Source organism: Pseudomonas sp. S12(2018) (genome assembly GCF_024355235.1).
GTDB lineage: Bacteria > Pseudomonadota > Gammaproteobacteria > Pseudomonadales > Pseudomonadaceae > Aquipseudomonas > Aquipseudomonas palmensis.
In genome coordinates, this window is record NZ_QLAD01000006.1 from 352,609 (window position 1) to 367,967 (window position 15,359).

Annotated in this window: 17 protein-coding genes; 6 read left to right on the forward strand and 11 right to left on the reverse strand. The window is 66.6% G+C overall.

All coding sequences use genetic code 11. The features are described from left to right. Positions 1-4 precede the first annotated feature (4 nt). From DN388_RS16720 to DN388_RS16730, 3 genes are all read left to right on the forward strand, one after another. Positions 5-586 carry a hypothetical protein gene (locus DN388_RS16720; protein WP_255001226.1) on the forward strand — a complete coding sequence of 194 codons (582 nt, stop codon included), beginning with the start codon at positions 5-7 and terminating at the stop codon, positions 584-586. 174 nt (positions 587-760) lie between these two features. Next, positions 761-1,057: a hypothetical protein gene (locus DN388_RS16725; RefSeq protein ID WP_088514983.1), complete on the forward strand. Its 297-nt coding sequence runs from the start codon at positions 761-763 to the stop codon at positions 1,055-1,057. 97 nt (positions 1,058-1,154) lie between these two features. After that, a complete protein-coding gene (locus DN388_RS16730; protein ID WP_255001229.1) occupies positions 1,155-1,679 on the forward strand; it encodes a D-alanyl-D-alanine carboxypeptidase family protein in 525 nt (174 codons plus the stop codon). A gap of 1 nt (position 1,680) precedes the next feature. Here DN388_RS16730 and DN388_RS16735 read toward each other — a convergent pair whose 3' ends face one another. Next, positions 1,681-2,886 carry an MFS transporter gene (locus tag DN388_RS16735; protein WP_255001231.1) on the reverse strand — a complete coding sequence of 402 codons (1,206 nt, stop codon included), beginning with the start codon at positions 2,884-2,886 and terminating at the stop codon, positions 1,681-1,683. Positions 2,887-3,023: 137 nt separating this feature from the next. Here DN388_RS16735 and DN388_RS16740 point away from each other — a divergent pair, with 137 nt between their 5' ends. Then, a complete protein-coding gene (locus tag DN388_RS16740) occupies positions 3,024-3,611 on the forward strand; it encodes a TetR/AcrR family transcriptional regulator (protein ID WP_054914619.1) in 588 nt (195 codons plus the stop codon). A gap of 48 nt (positions 3,612-3,659) precedes the next feature. On the opposite strand, the gene DN388_RS16745 is transcribed toward DN388_RS16740, so the two are convergent. The 4 genes from DN388_RS16745 to DN388_RS16760 are packed head-to-tail and all read right to left on the reverse strand — an operon-like array spanning position 3,660 to position 9,727. Next, the gene (locus DN388_RS16745; RefSeq protein WP_123752552.1) at positions 3,660-4,145 is read right to left on the reverse strand and encodes a DUF2165 family protein; all 486 of its coding nucleotides are present in this window, start codon (positions 4,143-4,145) and stop codon (positions 3,660-3,662) included. A 13-nt stretch (positions 4,146-4,158) separates the two neighbouring features. After that, complete coding sequence (locus tag DN388_RS16750) at positions 4,159-5,595, reverse strand: efflux transporter outer membrane subunit (RefSeq protein WP_123752551.1); 1,437 nt, start codon at positions 5,593-5,595, stop codon at positions 4,159-4,161. Next, positions 5,592-8,693, reverse strand: coding sequence for a MexW/MexI family multidrug efflux RND transporter permease subunit (locus tag DN388_RS16755; RefSeq protein ID WP_255001232.1), 3,102 nt, complete (start codon positions 8,691-8,693; stop codon positions 5,592-5,594). Before DN388_RS16755 ends, DN388_RS16750 begins: the two co-directional genes overlap by 4 nt. Continuing rightward, the gene (locus DN388_RS16760; protein ID WP_303627140.1) at positions 8,690-9,727 is read right to left on the reverse strand and encodes an efflux RND transporter periplasmic adaptor subunit; all 1,038 of its coding nucleotides are present in this window, start codon (positions 9,725-9,727) and stop codon (positions 8,690-8,692) included. Before DN388_RS16760 ends, DN388_RS16755 begins: the two co-directional genes overlap by 4 nt. 215 nt (positions 9,728-9,942) lie before the next feature. On the opposite strand from DN388_RS16760, the gene soxR reads away from it, so the two are divergent. Then, positions 9,943-10,395: a redox-sensitive transcriptional activator SoxR gene (gene soxR, locus DN388_RS16765; RefSeq protein WP_054914623.1), complete on the forward strand. Its 453-nt coding sequence runs from the start codon at positions 9,943-9,945 to the stop codon at positions 10,393-10,395. A gap of 287 nt (positions 10,396-10,682) precedes the next feature. Then, entirely contained in the window at positions 10,683-10,832 is a 150-nt protein-coding gene (locus DN388_RS16770; RefSeq protein WP_255001234.1) for a hypothetical protein, read from the forward strand. On the opposite strand, the gene DN388_RS16775 is transcribed toward DN388_RS16770, so the two are convergent. From DN388_RS16775 to DN388_RS16800, 6 genes are all read right to left on the reverse strand, one after another. Then, positions 10,816-12,036 carry a hypothetical protein gene (locus tag DN388_RS16775; RefSeq protein ID WP_255001235.1) on the reverse strand — a complete coding sequence of 407 codons (1,221 nt, stop codon included), beginning with the start codon at positions 12,034-12,036 and terminating at the stop codon, positions 10,816-10,818. The genes DN388_RS16770 and DN388_RS16775 overlap by 17 nt on opposite strands. A gap of 29 nt (positions 12,037-12,065) precedes the next feature. Further along, on the reverse strand, positions 12,066-12,209 hold the full coding sequence (locus tag DN388_RS16780; RefSeq protein ID WP_167400193.1) for a hypothetical protein: 144 nt from the start codon (positions 12,207-12,209) through the stop codon (positions 12,066-12,068). Continuing rightward, positions 12,206-13,024, reverse strand: coding sequence for a zinc-ribbon domain-containing protein (locus DN388_RS16785; RefSeq protein ID WP_255001236.1), 819 nt, complete (start codon positions 13,022-13,024; stop codon positions 12,206-12,208). The genes DN388_RS16780 and DN388_RS16785 overlap by 4 nt, the downstream gene beginning before the upstream one ends. Before the next feature lie 25 nt (positions 13,025-13,049). After that, a complete protein-coding gene (locus tag DN388_RS16790; RefSeq protein WP_043861396.1) occupies positions 13,050-13,667 on the reverse strand; it encodes a helix-turn-helix domain-containing protein in 618 nt (205 codons plus the stop codon). Between the two features lie 108 nt (positions 13,668-13,775). After that, the gene (locus tag DN388_RS16795) at positions 13,776-14,576 is read right to left on the reverse strand and encodes an aminoglycoside phosphotransferase family protein (protein WP_255001238.1); all 801 of its coding nucleotides are present in this window, start codon (positions 14,574-14,576) and stop codon (positions 13,776-13,778) included. After that, on the reverse strand, positions 14,569-15,183 hold the full coding sequence (locus DN388_RS16800) for a hypothetical protein (protein WP_043861398.1): 615 nt from the start codon (positions 15,181-15,183) through the stop codon (positions 14,569-14,571). Before DN388_RS16800 ends, DN388_RS16795 begins: the two co-directional genes overlap by 8 nt. Positions 15,184-15,359: the final 176 nt, after the last annotated feature.

Below are 15,359 nucleotides of genomic sequence, written 5' to 3' on the forward strand. Positions count from 1 at the left end.
GCTTATGAAATCGATTCGCTCCCTCGCCCACGCCGTTGCCCTCGCCTCACTCATGACCACTGCCAGCTTTGCGGCCCACGCCGCCGAACTGCCGCTGGGCAGCGAAGCGCTGCAAGACCACATCAGCACCCAGGTGCTGGCCGTGGACCCGGGCAACTTCCGGGTCACGATCGAAGGCCCGAACAACAGCCAGGTGCCTATCCAGCTGACCAAACAGGCCAAGGACCTGCACAACCTGAAGGTGGGCGACAAGGTCGACATCACGGTGACCCGTGCCGTGGCCTATGTGCTCAACACCAGTGAGGGCGGCGCGCCGAAGGTCACCGACGAGACCGGCACCGTGCGCGCCACCATGGACAACCCCAACCCGGGCGGCGAAGCTTTCCGCCAGGTGCGCGTCACCTCCAAGATCACCGCCATCGACCTCGACGCCCATGAAGTGACCCTGCTGCCGCCCCAGGGCAAGGTGAAGGTGGTGAAGGTCGAGGACCCCGAACTCCAGGCGCGCATGAAGAACCTCAAGGTCGGCCAGACGGTCGACGTGGTGTACACCGAAGTGCTGACCGTGAAAACCTCGCGCCCGTGAGGTATGCTCGCCGAGTCGACTGACTCGAACGGCTCTGGCGCGCCGTTCCCGGCCGGATTTCCCCGGCCAGGAACGCACCGCCCACCACCCGATGGCCAGCCGCGCCTGCCACGGGTATTCCATTGGAACACCCCCCTTTTTCACGTCGCTTGACCGTTGCACAGGGGAACCGGGATGAACGCAAAAACAGTGCCTGGCCGCTTGTCATGGGGCCTGCCCTGCCTGCTTGCATTCGCCCTGCTGCTGACCGGCGGCTGCGCCGGCAAGACGGCCGCCAATCGCTATGCCGCCCAGGGTTCCAACTGCTACGCAAAGGCGGTGCCCAGCACTGGCGAAGGCGGCCTGGCCTGGGGCTCGACCCTGGGCCAGGCCCGCAAGAAATCCATGGACAACTGCATGCGCTACGCCAGCCGCTCCGGTGGCACGCCCAGGACCTGCCAGGTGGTACTGGCCCAGTGCAAGGGCCAGTAACGCATCGGCAAGGCGAACCTGTTTGAACGGACGACGCCCCATCGCACCACGTCTTCACTGCTAGGCTGGATTGATACCCACTGCCCAGGTCAGCCCCATGCCCTACTCCCCCGCCGCATTGCAGATGCTCGAACAGCTCGGCATACCGTTGAACGCGGTGATCGAGCGCCATCTGCAGGAGTTCGTCGAAGCCAGCCTGCTGCAGTGGGCCGAGACCGGCCAGGACAACCGAAGGCACGAACTGGTCGCCGTGGCCGCTCAGGCCTGGCGCCAGTTGAAAGCGGCTGCCGGTGCCGAGGGCGTAACGCTTTACCTGGTGTCGGCCTTCAGAAGCGTCGAACGGCAGAAGAGCATCATCCAGCGCAAGCTGGACAAGGGGCAGAGCATCGAGCAGATCCTTGCGGTCTCGGCCCCGCCGTTCTTCAGCGAGCATCACACCGGGCGTGCCGTCGACATAGGCACCCCCGGCTGCACCGACCTGGAGCCCGAATTCGAAGCGACACCGGCATTCAGATGGTTGACCCGCAACGCAGCGACCTATGGCTTCGAGCTGTCGTACCCGCCCGACAATGGCGCAGGCTACGTGTATGAGCCCTGGCACTGGCGCCATGTAGCCAGCTGATTCAGGCGGGCTGAGACGCCGCCGCCCGCGCAACTAGGCGCCGGTGGGCCCACACAGCCACCAGCAGCACCAGGGCACCGGCCACCAGCGCCACACCGAAGCCGGCCCGTGCACCGCTGCCATCCACCACCTGCCCCGATACCGCCGCCCCCACGGCCACACCGATGTTCAAGCCGGCCAGCAGCCAGGTCATGCCCTCGGTCAGTCGATGTTCGGGCACCAGCCGCTCGACCAGGGTCATGGCCACGATCAAGGTCGGCGCAAAGAACAGCCCCGCCACCAGCACCGCCACACCCAGGCCCGGCAGGCTGGCGACCAGCAACAGCGGCAGGGTCGTGGCAGCGGTTGCCAGCCCACCCAGCAACAGCAGGCGCGGCAAGGGCACCTGCAGCTTGAGCGCACCGAACAGCAGCCCCGCCACGCACGACCCCACGGCATAGGCCGACAGCACCAGGCTGGCCGCCGCCGGCTGGCCGCATTGCTCGGCAAAGGCCACGCTGACGATATCCACGGTGCCGACGATCATGCCCATCGCCACCATCAGCAGGGTCAGCAGGCGCACGTTGGCCAGGCGGATCACCGAGCCCGAACGATCCCCGGCAGCTTCCCGGGGCTGGATCGGCGGCTCGGTACTGCGCTGGACGACCAGTGCGAACACACCCAGCACCAGCAACAGTGCGGCCGCAAGCAGGCCCGCCTGGGGCAGTACCACCACCGCCAGGCCCACCGACAGCGGCGGCCCGGCAATGAAGCTGACCTCATCGAACACCGTCTCCAGCGAATACGCCGCTTGCAACTGCGGCTGGCCACGGTACAGGGCCGTCCAGCGCGCACGCACCATCGCCGACACGCTCGGCATGCACCCTGCCAGCACCGCCCCGATGAACAGCGCCCAGTCGCCAGCCCGTTGCCAGGTGCTGGCCAGCACCAGCAGCAGGCCGAGGAGGCTGATGGCGGTGGCCGCAGGCAACACGCGGCGTTGCCCGAGGCGATCCACCAGGCGCGATACCTGTGGCGACAACAGCGCATAGCTCAGCACGAAGACCGCCGCCACTGCCCCGGCCAGTGCGTAGCTGCCACGCAATTGCGACAGCAAGGTGATGATGCCGATGCCTGTCATCGGCAGTGCGGTACGCGCCAGCAGCCCGGCCAAGGCAAAGCCCAGGGCGCCCGGCGCGGCAAAAAGGTCTCGATAAGGGTTGGCCATCTGTTGCTCCAGGGCGGTGAATTGGCCGCTGACACGGCGGCGCGACAAGTTACATACGGTATGTATGTATAAAAAGCGTATATTCATACGCACCGAATGTAAATAATCATACGCACCGTATGTAAGGAGACACGCCCATGGCTCGCCGCACCCGTGCCGAAATGGAAGAAACCCGCGCCACCTTGCTCGCCACCGCCCGCAGCGTGTTCAGCGAACGCGGCTATGCCGATACCTCGATGGATGACCTGACCGCACAGGCCGGGCTGACCCGCGGCGCGTTGTATCACCACTTCGGCGACAAGCAGGGGCTGCTGGCGGCCGTGGTGGCGTCGATCGACGCCGAGATGGATGCACGCCTGCAGGCGCTCTCCGACACTGCCCAGACGCCCTGGGAAGGCTTTCGCCAGCGGTGCCGGGCCTATCTGGAAATGGCGCTGGAGCCGGATTACCAGCGCATCGTGCTGCGCGATGCCCCAGCCGTGCTGGGGGGCACCTCGACGGACGCGCAACGCCATTGCATCGCGTCGATCCAGGCACTGCTGGAACGGTTGATCGAACAAGGCGTGGTGGCCGAGGCCGACCCGCAGGCCCTGGCCTCGCTGGTCTACGGCAGCCTGGCCGAGGCTGCGGTGTGGATCGCCCAGGGTGATGACGGCGATGCGCGACTGGCGCGCAGCACCGGCGCACTGGAACTGCTGCTGCGCGGGCTGCTGGCCAAACCATAGGGCATCAAGGCCACGCGAGGGTGGCCCGATTGGGGTGACAGCGGCGCACTAGCCCCACTGCAGGTTGAACACCATGAAGTTAAGCACCACCCACACCACCAGCGCCAGATGAGTGAGCTGCAGGCCCTCCTGGCGTATCCAGTAGCCGAACCACAGCCCACCGAGCAGCATGGCGAAAAGAAAGCCCAGGGCTGCGCTAAGCGCCAGGTTCAACCAGGGCCGGGCTGCGTCCAGGCCGCTGCCCAGCAGCAGGTGGTAGCAGCCCGCCCAGGCGGCCAGCACCGCCCCCGCCTGCAGCAGCACGACGACCATCAATGCCGCCCGGTGCACGGCGGGCGAGTGGATGGCCCGCGAGCACAGGGGCAGGTCGATCGCCGGTGCCTGGCGCAGGGGCGCCATCGACAGCGTGCCCCCGACGGCCGCCGCCGAACTGGCAAAGGCCTGCAGGTTGTTGACCAGGGCGATGCTCAACCACAGGGTGAACCCTGCGGCCAGTACCATCTGAAACATCAGCAGTGAAGTTGCAGTATCCACGAAGCGGTCCTCATCAGTTGTTCAGGGTGTTTGCGCTAAGCGTCCTGCCGGCAGGCGCGCGCCAGGCCAGGGCCTTGTACAGGTCCACGGCGTTGCCATAGGAGGCGGCCTGTGCCCGCGCGATGTCCTGGCGCAGACGCAACAGGTCGCGCTGGCTGTCCTTGACCGCCAGGTAGCTGCCCGAACCTGCGCCATAGCGCTGCTGGGCGATGGCGAACGCCGCCTCGCCATGCCGCGCCGCCTGCACCAGGCCGAGCAGGTGGCGCTGGTGCTCGGCCAACTGCGTGACTGCGCCCTCCACCTCTTCCACCGCCACCAGCAGCACCTGTTCGAAGTGCGCCGCCTCGCCCTGGGCCAGCGCCTGGGTACCGCGCAGGCGCGCCCGCACCGAGCCCAGGTCGAACGCTGGCCAGGTCAGGCCGGGCGTCAGCTCGAACGCCCGCGCCGCACTGCCCAGGTCGCCGTCACGCAAGGCAAAGAAGCCGATGAACCCACCCAGGTTCAAACGTGGGTACAGGTCGGCAGTGGCAGCGCCCACATCCTGCACACGGGCAGCCAGCAGCCGTTCGGCCTGGACCACATCGGGCCGGTTGCGGATCAGCTGATCCACATCCCCCAGTGGCAGCTGGCGCGCCAATGGCATCGGCGGCATGTCACCCAGCGCGATGGCGAAGCTGCCGGGGCGCTGGCCTGTGAGCACTTGCAGCCGGTACAGGCGCCGCTGCAGCTGGCTGCGCAGTGGCGCCACAGTCGATTGCGCCAGCAGCAGGTTGCTCTGCGCGCTCTCCAGCGCTTCGGGCAGGCCGGCGCCGGCGTGCAACTGCGCCTGGGTCAACTGCACGGTCTCCTGCCAGCTGCGCACCGCCTCTTCGGCCAGCAGCCCTTGCTGGCGTAGCCCCTGGGCCTCGAAGTAGGCCTGGGCCACCTGGGCCGCGATGCTCAACTGCACCTGCTCCAGGTCGGCCGCGGAGGCCTGCGCACGGGATTGGGCGGCGCGCTCCAGGTGATCGAGGCGGCCGAACAGGTCAAGCTCCCACTGCAGGTCCAGCCCCGCCCGCCACGATTCGGACAGGCTGCGGGCCGGCGGCTGCCCCTGCCTGGCCTGCTGCGCCAGGCTGCGCTGGTAGCTCGCGCTGCTGGTCACCGTCGGCAGGCGCTCCAGCGCCTGTTCATCCACATGGGCACGGGCCAGCAGCAGGCTGGCATGCGCCTGCTCGATGGCGTGGTTGTGGGCCAGGGCGTCGGCGATCAGGCGTTCCAACTGCGGGTCGTCGAAGAAGGTCCACCAGGCTGACGTCGGCTGCACCGGCGTCGCAGCGAAGGCCTGCGCCTGCGGGCTGACCACATGAATGGGCGCCACCTCGGGGGCGTGATATTGCGGCCCGACGCTGCAGGCGGCCTGCAACGCCACGGCGCCCAGCAACAGCGGATAACGGCTGAACCCCTTCATGGCCTTGCCTCCCTGCGCCCAAGCGCAAGGCCCTGCTCGGCCTCCTCCAGTTGCTGCTTGCGCGGGCTGTGCACGCGATGGTCACGGGCCAGCCAGGCATACACCGTGGGCAGCACGAACAAGGTGAACAGCGTGCCTATCAACATGCCGCAGACAATGACCACACCCAGGCCGAAACGGCTGTTGGCACCGGCGCCGCTGGCGAACAGCAGCGGCATCACGCCGAAGGTCATCGCGGCGGTGGTCATCAGTACCGGGCGCAGGCGAATCTGCGCGGCGCGGATGATCGCCCCGGCACGGTCGAGGTTCTCGCGCAGCTGGATCTCGTTGGCGAACTCCACCATCAGAATGCCGTGCTTGCTGATCAGCCCGATCAGGGTCACCAGCCCGATCTGCGTGTAGATGTTGAGGGTGGCCCAGCCCAGTGCGAGCGGCAACAGTGCGCCGCAGATCGACAGCGGCACGGTGACCAGGATGATCAGCGGGTCCACCAGGCTTTCGTACTGGGCCGCGAGCACCAGGTAGATGACCACCATCGCGGCGAGAAACGCCAGCACCAGCGCATTGCCTTCCTGCACGTACTGGCGCGACTCGGACTGCCAGTCATGGCTGAACTCCGGCGGCAGTTCGCTGGCCAGTTGCTGCAGAAACGCCACCGCCTGCCCCTGGGAAACCCCCGGTGCCGGGATGGCCTGCAGCGTGCTCGCATTCTGCTGGTCGAACTGCAGCAGCCGGTTGGGCTCGACCGTCATCTGCAGCCGCACCACGGCAGACAACGGCACCAGTTGCCCCGCTTCGCTGCGCACATACTGGCGCTCTAGCGCCTGGGGCGTCAGGCGCTGATCCTGGGTGCTCTGCGGGATCACGTCATACGAGCGGCCATACAGCGCGAAGCGGTTGATGTACTGCTCGCCCACCAGCACGGCCAGGGAGTCGCCGAGGGCCTGCATGCCGATGCCCAGGCTGGCGGCCTTGGCGCGGTCGACCGTCACCTTGACCACCGGGTTGTTGTAGTCCAGGTCGCTGTCCACCACCGCGAACAGGCCGCTGTCGCGGGCACGCTGCTTGAGGGTTTCCATGGTCTGGTACAGCACCGGGTAGTCCTGCGCGCTGCGCAGCACCATCTGCACCGGCAAGCCACCGCTGGAGCCTGGCAGCGAGGCCACCTGGAAGGCAAAGATGCTGCTGCCCTCCACTTCGCTCACGGCCTGCTGCAGGTCGGCCTGGACCTGATCGGCCGAGCGCTCGCGGGCCTGCCACAGGCTGAGGTTGATGCCGCCGAAGCTGCTGGCCGGCCCGTCGGTGCCGTTGATGATCCAGGTGTCGGTGGTTTCCGGCAGGCTGTGCATCACCTGGTCGAGCTTGCTGGCGAAGCGCTCGGCATAGTCGAGGCTGGCGTACTGCGGCGACTTGATGGCGGTGAGCACGGCGGCCTGGTCCTCGGGTGGCGCCAGCTCGCGTTGCGGCTGCAGGTACAGCCACGGTAGGCTCAGGCACACCAGCAAGGCGACGCCGCCGCTGACCCAGCGACGCGACAGCGAGTGCGCCAGTGCCCGCCCGTAGGCGCTGGCCAGCCCGCCGAACACCTTCTCGGCAAGCCTGGCCATGCGCCCCTCCTGCTGGCCGGGCTTGAGCAGCAGCGAGCTCATCACCGGCGACAGGGTCAGGGCCACCACCCCCGAGACGATCACCGCCCCGGCCAGGGTCAGGGCGAACTCGCGAAACAGCGTGCCGGTGAGCCCGCCGATCAGGCCGATAGGGGCATACACGGCGGCCAGCGTGAGGGTCATGGCGATCACCGGCCCGGCGATCTCGCGGGCACCGACCAGCGCGGCGGCCACCGGCGTCTGGCCCTCCTCGATATGGCGGTGCACGTTCTCCACCACCACGATCGCGTCGTCCACCACCAGCCCGATGGCCAGCACCATCGCCAGCAGGGTCAGCAGGTTGAGGCTGAAGCCGAACGCCAGCATCAGCCCGGCCGCGCCGAGCATCGACAGCGGGATCGCCAGCACCGGGATGGCTACGCTGCGCAACGAGCCCAGGCACAGCCAGATCACCAGCACCACGATCACGATCGCCTCGACCAGCGTGTGCAGCACTTCCTGGATCGAGGCCTCGATAAAGCGTGCAGTCTCGTAGGCCAGCGCCACGTTGACCCCTGGCGGCAGGGTCTGCTGGATCTGCGGCAGCAGCTTGCGAATGCCGTCGACGATCACCAGCGGGTTGCCCGCAGGCGTCGGGAACAGGCCCAGGTGCACCGCCGGGCGGCCATCCATGGTGGCGCTGGTCTGGGTGGCCGCGGCGCCCAGTTCGACCGTGCCCACATCGCGCAGGCGCACCAGCGCCGTGCCGTCATTGCGAATCACCAGGTCGCGAAAGGCCTCGACACTGGTCAGGTCGGTATCGATGCGTATGTCGGCCAGCACGAACTGGCCGCGTACCTGCCCGGGCGTGGCCTGGTAGTTGTTGCTGCGCACGGCATCGGCCACCTCGGCGGCGGTCACGCCGCGCCCGGCCATGCGTTCGCTGTCCAGCCACAGGCGCATGGCCAGGGTCTGGCCACCGAAGGTCTGGATCTTGGCCACGCCGTCGATGCCGGAAAGCTGCGGCTCGACCACCCGCGACAGGTAGTCGCTGAGTTCGGGAATCGACAGCGTGTCGCTGGCAAAGCCCACATAGGCCACGGCGGTGGAATCCCCGGCCGACAGCTCGACCACCGGGTCGTAGGCCTTGTCCGGCAGGCGGTAGCGCACCTGGTTGACCTTGGCCATGGTCTCGCTCAGCGCCTGGGTCGAGTCGCGGTTCAGCTCCATGCGCAGGGTCACCAGGCTGCGGCCCTGCACCGACGACGAAGACAGGTAGTCGATGCCTTCCACCGACGACACCGCCTGGGTGATCGGCTGGGTCACGAAGCCCTGCATCAGTTCGGCCGATGCACCCGGGTATTCGGTGCTGACGGTAATGGTGGCGGTTTCCAGTAACGGATACTGGCGGATGGGCAGCTTGCCCAGGGCGAACAGGCCGGCCAGCACGATCAGGCTGCTGACCACCAGGGCCAGCACCGGGCGACGCACAAAACTGTCGGTGAACCTCATGAGGCGTCGCCCCCGTCGGCGTTGTGCAGCGTGTCATTGGCCACCTGCTCCACCTGCATGCCGTCACTGAGCTTGAGCTGGCCCGAGACCACCACGCGGTCGCCCGCCTTGAGCCCGGAGGTGACTTCCACCTGGCCCTTCCAGCGCTCGCCGGTGGTCACCTGCACGCGGTGCACGCTCAGGCCGCGTTCCGGGTCGTGGTTGGCAATGAACACGGTCTGGCCGTAGGCGGTGTAGGTGATGGCGGTTTCCGGCACGGCCATCACCCGGGTCGGCTGCGCCGCCGCGAGCTGCACGCTGGCGTACATGCCGGCCTGCAACTGCCCGTCCGGGTTGGCCAGGGTGGCCTGCACCCATACTGCGCGCGCCTTGCCCACCATCGGGTCGATGGCGTTGATGCGCGCCGCAAAGGTCTTTTGCGGCAGTGCATCCACCGCCAGGGCTGCGGTCTGCCCCACCTGCAAGCCCGGGGCGGCATGCTCGGCCAGCGAGAAGTTCACCCGCAGTTGCGTGGCGTCCACCAGGCTGGCCACGGCGTCACCGGCATTCAGGTACTGGCCTTGATGCACGCGGCGGATGCCCAGCTTGCCGGCAAAGGGGGCCCGGATCGCCTTCTGCGCAATCCGTGCATCGACCTGCTGCAGTTCGCCCTCGGCCATCTGCACGGCGGCGGTAGCGTTGTCGAGTTGCTCCTGGGTGGTGACATTGGCGGTGCGCAGCTTGCCGATGCGCTGATGCAGGGTGCGGGCATTGCGCAGCTGTGCGCTCAGGCGCACCCGGTCGGCCTGCTCGGGGGCATCGTTGAGCTGCACCAGCAGTTGCCCGGCCTTGACCCTTTGCCCCGACTCGAAGGCGATGCGCGTGATGCGCCCGGTGGTTTCCGCGGCCACCTGCACCTGGTGGGCGGCTTCCAGCTCGCCGGCGGCGAAGGTCTGGCGGGGCGCCTCACGCGAAGTGACGGTGGCCAGCGCGACCTTGGTCACCGGCCACGCCGCAGTGGCGTGCGCCGCCGAGTCCTTTCTGGTCAGCAGCATGACGACGGCCAGCACGCACACAACAGCGGCGCCCCCTCCCAACAGCATCCTCTTGCCCATCTTTGCTCCGCTCATCGGTGTGGTGTGTTCGCTGCACAGCGCATCCCGTGCCGACGGCTGGCATCGGCACGGCAAAGCGGTTGCAGGAAAGATCGGGCCGGACTATAAAACCTCAACTTAACTTGAGGTCAACACACGTGGCGGCAGAAAAGACGATGGATGGTGCGCGCTCGCTCACCATCGGCGAGGTGGCCAGGCGCAGTGGGGTGCCGATTTCCACCTTGCACTTCTACGAGTCCAAGGGGTTGATCGCCAGCACGCGCAATGCCGGCAACCAGCGGCGATTTCCGGCGTTGGTGCTGCGCAGCATCGCGATCATCAAGGTGGCGCAGCGCACCGGTATTCCGCTGGAAGAGATCAAGCACGCGATGAGCCGCTACCCGCCCAACAGCAAATTGACGGCGGCGCAGTGGGGTGAGATGTCATCGGCCTGGCGCGAGAACCTGAATGCGCGCATCCGGACGCTGGAGGCATTGAGGGATAGCCTGGACAACTGCATCGGTTGTGGCTGCCTGTCGCTGGATGATTGCCCGTTGCGCAACCCGGGGGATGCGCTGGGGCAGGATGGACCGGGGCCGAGGATTCTGGAAGGGGCTGCCGAGGGTTAGGCGCGAGGGTTGCGGGTGGTCTGGCTGATGCACCGTGCACGCAGGTTCTGCGACCGCTTCGCGCTCGTTCGCCAGCAATGCTGGCTCCTACAACCCTGTGGCTTCTGCCCGAAGGGCGTAGGAGCGGGCCTTGCCCCGCGAACTGGCGCGCAGCGCCAGCAAACCTGCGAACGCGATCTGGCTGATGCACTGCACACGCAGGTTCTGCGACCGCTTCGCGCTCGTTCGCCAGCAATGCTGGCTCCTACAGCGCTGGGGCTTCTGCCCGAAGGGCGTAGGAGCGGGCCTTGCCCCGCGAACTGGCGCGCAGCGCCAGCAAAACCTGCGAACGCGATCTGGCTGATGCACCGCGCACGATCGTCGGCCAGCAGCAGCCCACCAGCACGCCTGTGGTTGAGCTCCCGCTTGAGCCCAGCCAGGTCAGTAAGGCACGTTGACCTGCAACTGCTGGATCTGTACCGAATGCGGGTGGATCAGGTGGGTCAACACGCGTCGCTCCTTGACCGCGGATTTTTCCGCGTAGTCGGCGAACCGGTCATTGCTGACGATATAGGCGGCCTGGTCGAACTCGGCAGCGGCCAGCAGGGCCTCGTCCGCTTTCACATCGCGGGGCATCACCACCACCTTGGCCCCGGGGAACAGCGCCTGAAGCCCGGCATGGTTGCTCGACACCCGTGCATAGATGCCCGGGTCGAAGATCACCGTCACCTTGTACCCCTGGCACAGGACCGGCACCAAGGCAATCAGTGCGCCAAGCCCGATGAAGGTGCCCTTGCCGTTCTCCGAAGGCAGGTAGCACAGGTTGTTGCCATCGAGGATGAGCGTTTCGATGTGGTTTTCCATCAGCCGTGTGATGTCGCGCAGGCGTTCCTGGATTTTCTCGATATCCCGCTCGAGCTTGCGCCGCTTGGCATTCAACCCGCCCAGTACCATGCCCGGCTTGCTGTTTTCGAAGAAGCTCTCGCACTCTTGATGTATGAGCGCTTTTTCCCTGCCGCTCGACGCATTCGAGAGCGCCCACTCAAACCCTTGCGCCTTGGCGATGTCGTTGTCGATCTGCTGCAGTTGGCGCTGCTGGCGTTCCCATTGGCGCGACACGTCGCCGGCCATGGCTTCCCATTTTTCGCTGGCACTGCGGGTATGCTCGATCAACTGGTGCAGGTGCGCCAGTTCCTCGTTCAAGCCGGTGATGGTGGCCGTTGCTTCCAGCGGATTGAACTGGCGATACCGGCGCAAGTTCGCCGCCAGCCGGCGCTCTTCAGGCTCATGGCTGGCCAGCTCGGCCTGGGCCTCCTTGCGCGACAGCTCAAGCATCGCAAGGCGCTTGTCCAGTTCACTGGCCTGGTGCTGCGCCACCTTCTGCTCGGTGGAGCGCCACAGGCCCGACAGCCAGCCACCGGCCACGCCCTGGCAGGCCTGCTTGCTCTGGCTGGTGCTCTGCAGAGTGGCGCTGAGCTGATTGAGCCGTTGCTTGATATCCAGGGTGATGCGGTTGCGCTGGGCCAGTTGAGCGCTGGCGTGCTCGCAGTCGAATGCGTCGTACCACTGCATGTCGAGGGTCAACTTCTGGATATCCAGGTTGATCGATGCGGTCTTCTGGGTCAGGGCGACCACCCGGGCCGCGTGTTCATTCCTATACATGATCGTTCCTTGTAATCGACAGGCCAGGGTTACACGGGGTCTTGCGCATTGCGCTGCCCGCTGCGGTAGGCCGCCCTGCCCGCCCATTGCAATGCCAGTACGGTAACGGCACCGGCAGCAACGCAGATGGCATTGGTCAGCAGAAATTCGAGCGGCGAGATCGTGGTGTTCATGCCAGCCCCCTTTCACCCAGGCGTACGCCGCAGTGGCCGCAGAACCGGCTCGATGCCTCAACCGCTGTACCGCAGGCGGGGCACACCTTGGCAACCAGCATTTTCTGGCGCATATGGCCGATCTGGATAACGCAGGGCACGGTTACCCGGTAGGCCGGGCTGGCCAGGTCGAACGCGGTCCACAGACCCGTGATGGCCCAGCCGACCGGGCCTGCGAGCACGGCCAGCCCCCTGCCCAGGCCCGCACTACCTGCCAGCATCACGCCACGTCCCACCAGGCTGCTCATGGTCGCGCTGGCCACTACCGCAGCCAGGCGGTAGGAAGTCAGCCCGGAGGCGCTCAGGCTGGCGATCAAGCTTGCCAGTGCAGTGGGCCCCATGCCCGGCCGGTAACCCGCCCCGACCGATTCGAAGAAGGTCTTCTTGTCGTCCTCGCTCATGCGCCCCACCGACTGCTCGACCACCTTGGCGATGATCGCCATCTCCATACTGGCGCAGTCTCCGAGGCCGCTCTTGGCAACCCCGACGTGAGAGGCCACGTCGGTGAGCAGTTCCTTGTAGGGCACGCCGCTGCCGCCGCGAAACACGTTCATCAGCGAGTTGCCGCCAAAGCGCGTGAGTTCCTCGACCACCAGGCCGCGATCAAGGTCGCTGATCTCACGCTCCTTGGCAGCGCTCAACTGGCGGCAGACCGAGGACGACAACGAGATGCGTCCTTTGCCGCTGTCGGTGATCACATCGATGAGCAGCCCGATATCGTCGCTGCTCGCGCTCATCATTACGTCTGCCAGGTCGGCATCTTGAATCATTGACATGGGGGGTTCCTTTGATGACCAGGGGTCAGTCGATGATGGTCGGGGCATGCGGGGTGCTGCGGCTGACGAAGGCCCCCGCAATGGCTGTCAGCCAGGCCCGGGGCTGGTCGGAGCGCACCTGGCGCAGCATCAGTGCGTCCAGTTTCAGGCAACTGCGCCGGCGCCATTCGTCACGGGCATTGACACGGCTGACTTCGGGCGACGCACCCACGCCGATGGGACGCACGTCGGGATGCACCTTGCATTCGCGCAGCACCTTCTCGACCGGGTTGCCCTGCTCGAGCTTGCCTTCGCTCTGCAGCTTGACTGCTGCTGCCAGGTAATCGCGGCTGCCACCCACCGCCTGCCCCAGCGCCAGCCAGTCTTGCGGGCGCATCAGCAGGAACGCAGGGGGTACCCCCAGTGCATCGGCAATGCGGCTGAGCGTGTGCAGGTCCGGGTTGGGGTCGAGCTGTTCGCGGGGTGACTTCAATGCCCTCAGCGTGCTGCGAGCGATGCCGGTTTCGCGTTGAATGCAGGCGGCAGTGACAGGGCCTGGCCGGCCGTCCTCGCGTTGCTTGCCACCGATGGCAAGTACCGCGCTGAGGTTGTCACTGAAGTGCGCTCCCAAACTTTTCGGTGGTACGGAGACAGGACTGTTCATGGGGGCCTCTTGCGTGTGGCGATGACGGCAAGACTATCCATGGCAATGTGCCATATCAACCGCAAACGGAGCGACAGCGCTCCATCAATCGATCCATATGGAGCGCAGTCACTCCATGTAACCAAGCCCCGCTGCGGCCAGTTTCGCCACCTCAAGGGTGCCGCCCGGCGGTTGATGGTCTTCGAGCAGCCAGCTGACCGACAGGCCCGTCCACGCGAGCACCCACTGCAACAACCGACGAGGTTCCATGCCGCTGGCCTTGGCGACGATCTCGACCCGGTGCGCGAAGCGCCCCGGTACCAGCGCCTGCTCACCATCGGGATTGCAGAAAATGTTCGCGTAATCGAAGCCCCGCTCGCCATACAGCCCCTTGGGGTCGATGGCGAGCCAGCCGGCTGCGCCGAAATCGAGCACGTTGCCGTGGTGGATGTCGCCATGCAGTACCCCCACATCGCGCGGCGCGGCCAGCAGTTCGCGGGCGGTGCTGGCGCAGTGCAGCAGAAGACCGCCGTGCCTGTCGGCCCCGTGCCACAACCCCTCGAACCACTGCTCCAGTGGCACCAGAGCGGGCATGGGCGTGGCGCGCGGTGCGTGCAGGCGGGCGGCAACCGCGCAAAGAATGCGCGTGGCCTGCTCGTCGTGCCCGTCCTTGACCATCTGTGTCAGTGCATCCGTACCTTGCGCGCGCACCATAAGAAGGGCTTGGCCGTCGTGAGCCAGTACCGGCGCTGCCCCCTCGCCCTGCCACCACGCCATGAGCGGGCTCCCCGCCTGTTCTTCGGCAACGTGCGAAATCTTCAGCATGGCTGGCCTGCCCTGCTGGCGCACCGGCAGCAGGGTGCCGTTCAGCGAGTCGAACGGCTCGCCATCGACAGTCAGTTGCCAGCGCTTGAGATAGTCGTCAAACATGCCGTGGCCTGGGTAGCGAGGCGATCATCTGGTCAAAGGCCTCCAGCGCATAGCGCCCTTCCAGGCGCTGCAACGTGGGCAACTGCGCGGGCAAACCGAATTGCACCCTGCCGGGCAGCACCTGCTCGATGGCGCCGTACCAGTTCAGCACTGCTTCCTGCAGGCGCACGTGCAGCTCGAACCTGCTGCGCCGACGCGTGCTGTCGGCCCGGGCCCGCTCCCGTGCCAGCTGTGGGTCGATGCGCGCAACCAGGTAGGCGTCGGCAAAGCCGATGCGCCCTTGCGCGAAGGTCTGGCGGGTAGCGTCCAGTTCCACCTGCCAGTCGCGCTCACTGGCCTCGCCGATCTGCCACAGGCTCCAGATGTAATGCAGCTTGAGCGGGTCGCTGTCGCATACGGCCCGCGAACGGCGCTGCTCCATGGCCAGCGCCGCCTGCCAGCGATCGACGTTGCGTTCGGCCCAGAACGCAGCCGCCCCGAGCGGATCTGTCGCGCGATCGGGCTCGTTCTCAAAACGCCCGTTTTCGGCAATCAACTGTTGCTCGGCGTGACTTGTGCACCAGGTGGTCTTGCCACTGGCGCTGATACCTTCGACTACCACAATCATTGCGACCGCTGCTCTGTTGAATGAGGGGGGCTGGCGCGTCACGCACCTGCTCGAAACCAACGGCCGACATCATACAAGCCGCCCCTCTCGAACAGTATTGGTGATCAGCGCCAGCAGTCCCGCCACCCATTCGGTTAGCAGTGGGCCTTGTCGGCCATTGCCGCAAACAGGCAAAC

Bases quoted from the DNA above. Each gene is read 5' to 3' on its own strand.
- DN388_RS16720 (WP_255001226.1), top strand. From the start codon at position 5: ATGAAATCGATTCGCTCCCTCGCCCACGCCGTTGCCCTCGCCTCACTC.
- DN388_RS16725 (WP_088514983.1), top strand. From the start codon at position 761: ATGAACGCAAAAACAGTGCCTGGCCGCTTGTCATGGGGCCTGCCCTGC.
- DN388_RS16730 (WP_255001229.1), top strand. From the start codon at position 1,155: ATGCCCTACTCCCCCGCCGCATTGCAGATGCTCGAACAGCTCGGCATA.
- DN388_RS16735 (WP_255001231.1), bottom strand. From the start codon at position 2,886: ATGGCCAACCCTTATCGAGACCTTTTTGCCGCGCCGGGCGCCCTGGGC.
- DN388_RS16740 (WP_054914619.1), top strand. From the start codon at position 3,024: ATGGCTCGCCGCACCCGTGCCGAAATGGAAGAAACCCGCGCCACCTTG.
- DN388_RS16750 (WP_123752551.1), bottom strand. From the start codon at position 5,595: ATGAAGGGGTTCAGCCGTTATCCGCTGTTGCTGGGCGCCGTGGCGTTG.
- DN388_RS16755 (WP_255001232.1), bottom strand. From the start codon at position 8,693: ATGAGGTTCACCGACAGTTTTGTGCGTCGCCCGGTGCTGGCCCTGGTG.
- DN388_RS16760 (WP_303627140.1), bottom strand. From the start codon at position 9,727: ATGCTGCTGACCAGAAAGGACTCGGCGGCGCACGCCACTGCGGCGTGG.
- soxR (WP_054914623.1), top strand. From the start codon at position 9,943: ATGGATGGTGCGCGCTCGCTCACCATCGGCGAGGTGGCCAGGCGCAGT.
- DN388_RS16775 (WP_255001235.1), bottom strand. From the start codon at position 12,036: ATGTATAGGAATGAACACGCGGCCCGGGTGGTCGCCCTGACCCAGAAG.
- DN388_RS16780 (WP_167400193.1), bottom strand. From the start codon at position 12,209: ATGAACACCACGATCTCGCCGCTCGAATTTCTGCTGACCAATGCCATC.
- DN388_RS16785 (WP_255001236.1), bottom strand. From the start codon at position 13,024: ATGTCAATGATTCAAGATGCCGACCTGGCAGACGTAATGATGAGCGCG.
- DN388_RS16790 (WP_043861396.1), bottom strand. From the start codon at position 13,667: ATGAACAGTCCTGTCTCCGTACCACCGAAAAGTTTGGGAGCGCACTTC.
- DN388_RS16795 (WP_255001238.1), bottom strand. From the start codon at position 14,576: ATGTTTGACGACTATCTCAAGCGCTGGCAACTGACTGTCGATGGCGAG.
- DN388_RS16800 (WP_043861398.1), bottom strand. From the start codon at position 15,183: ATGATTGTGGTAGTCGAAGGTATCAGCGCCAGTGGCAAGACCACCTGG.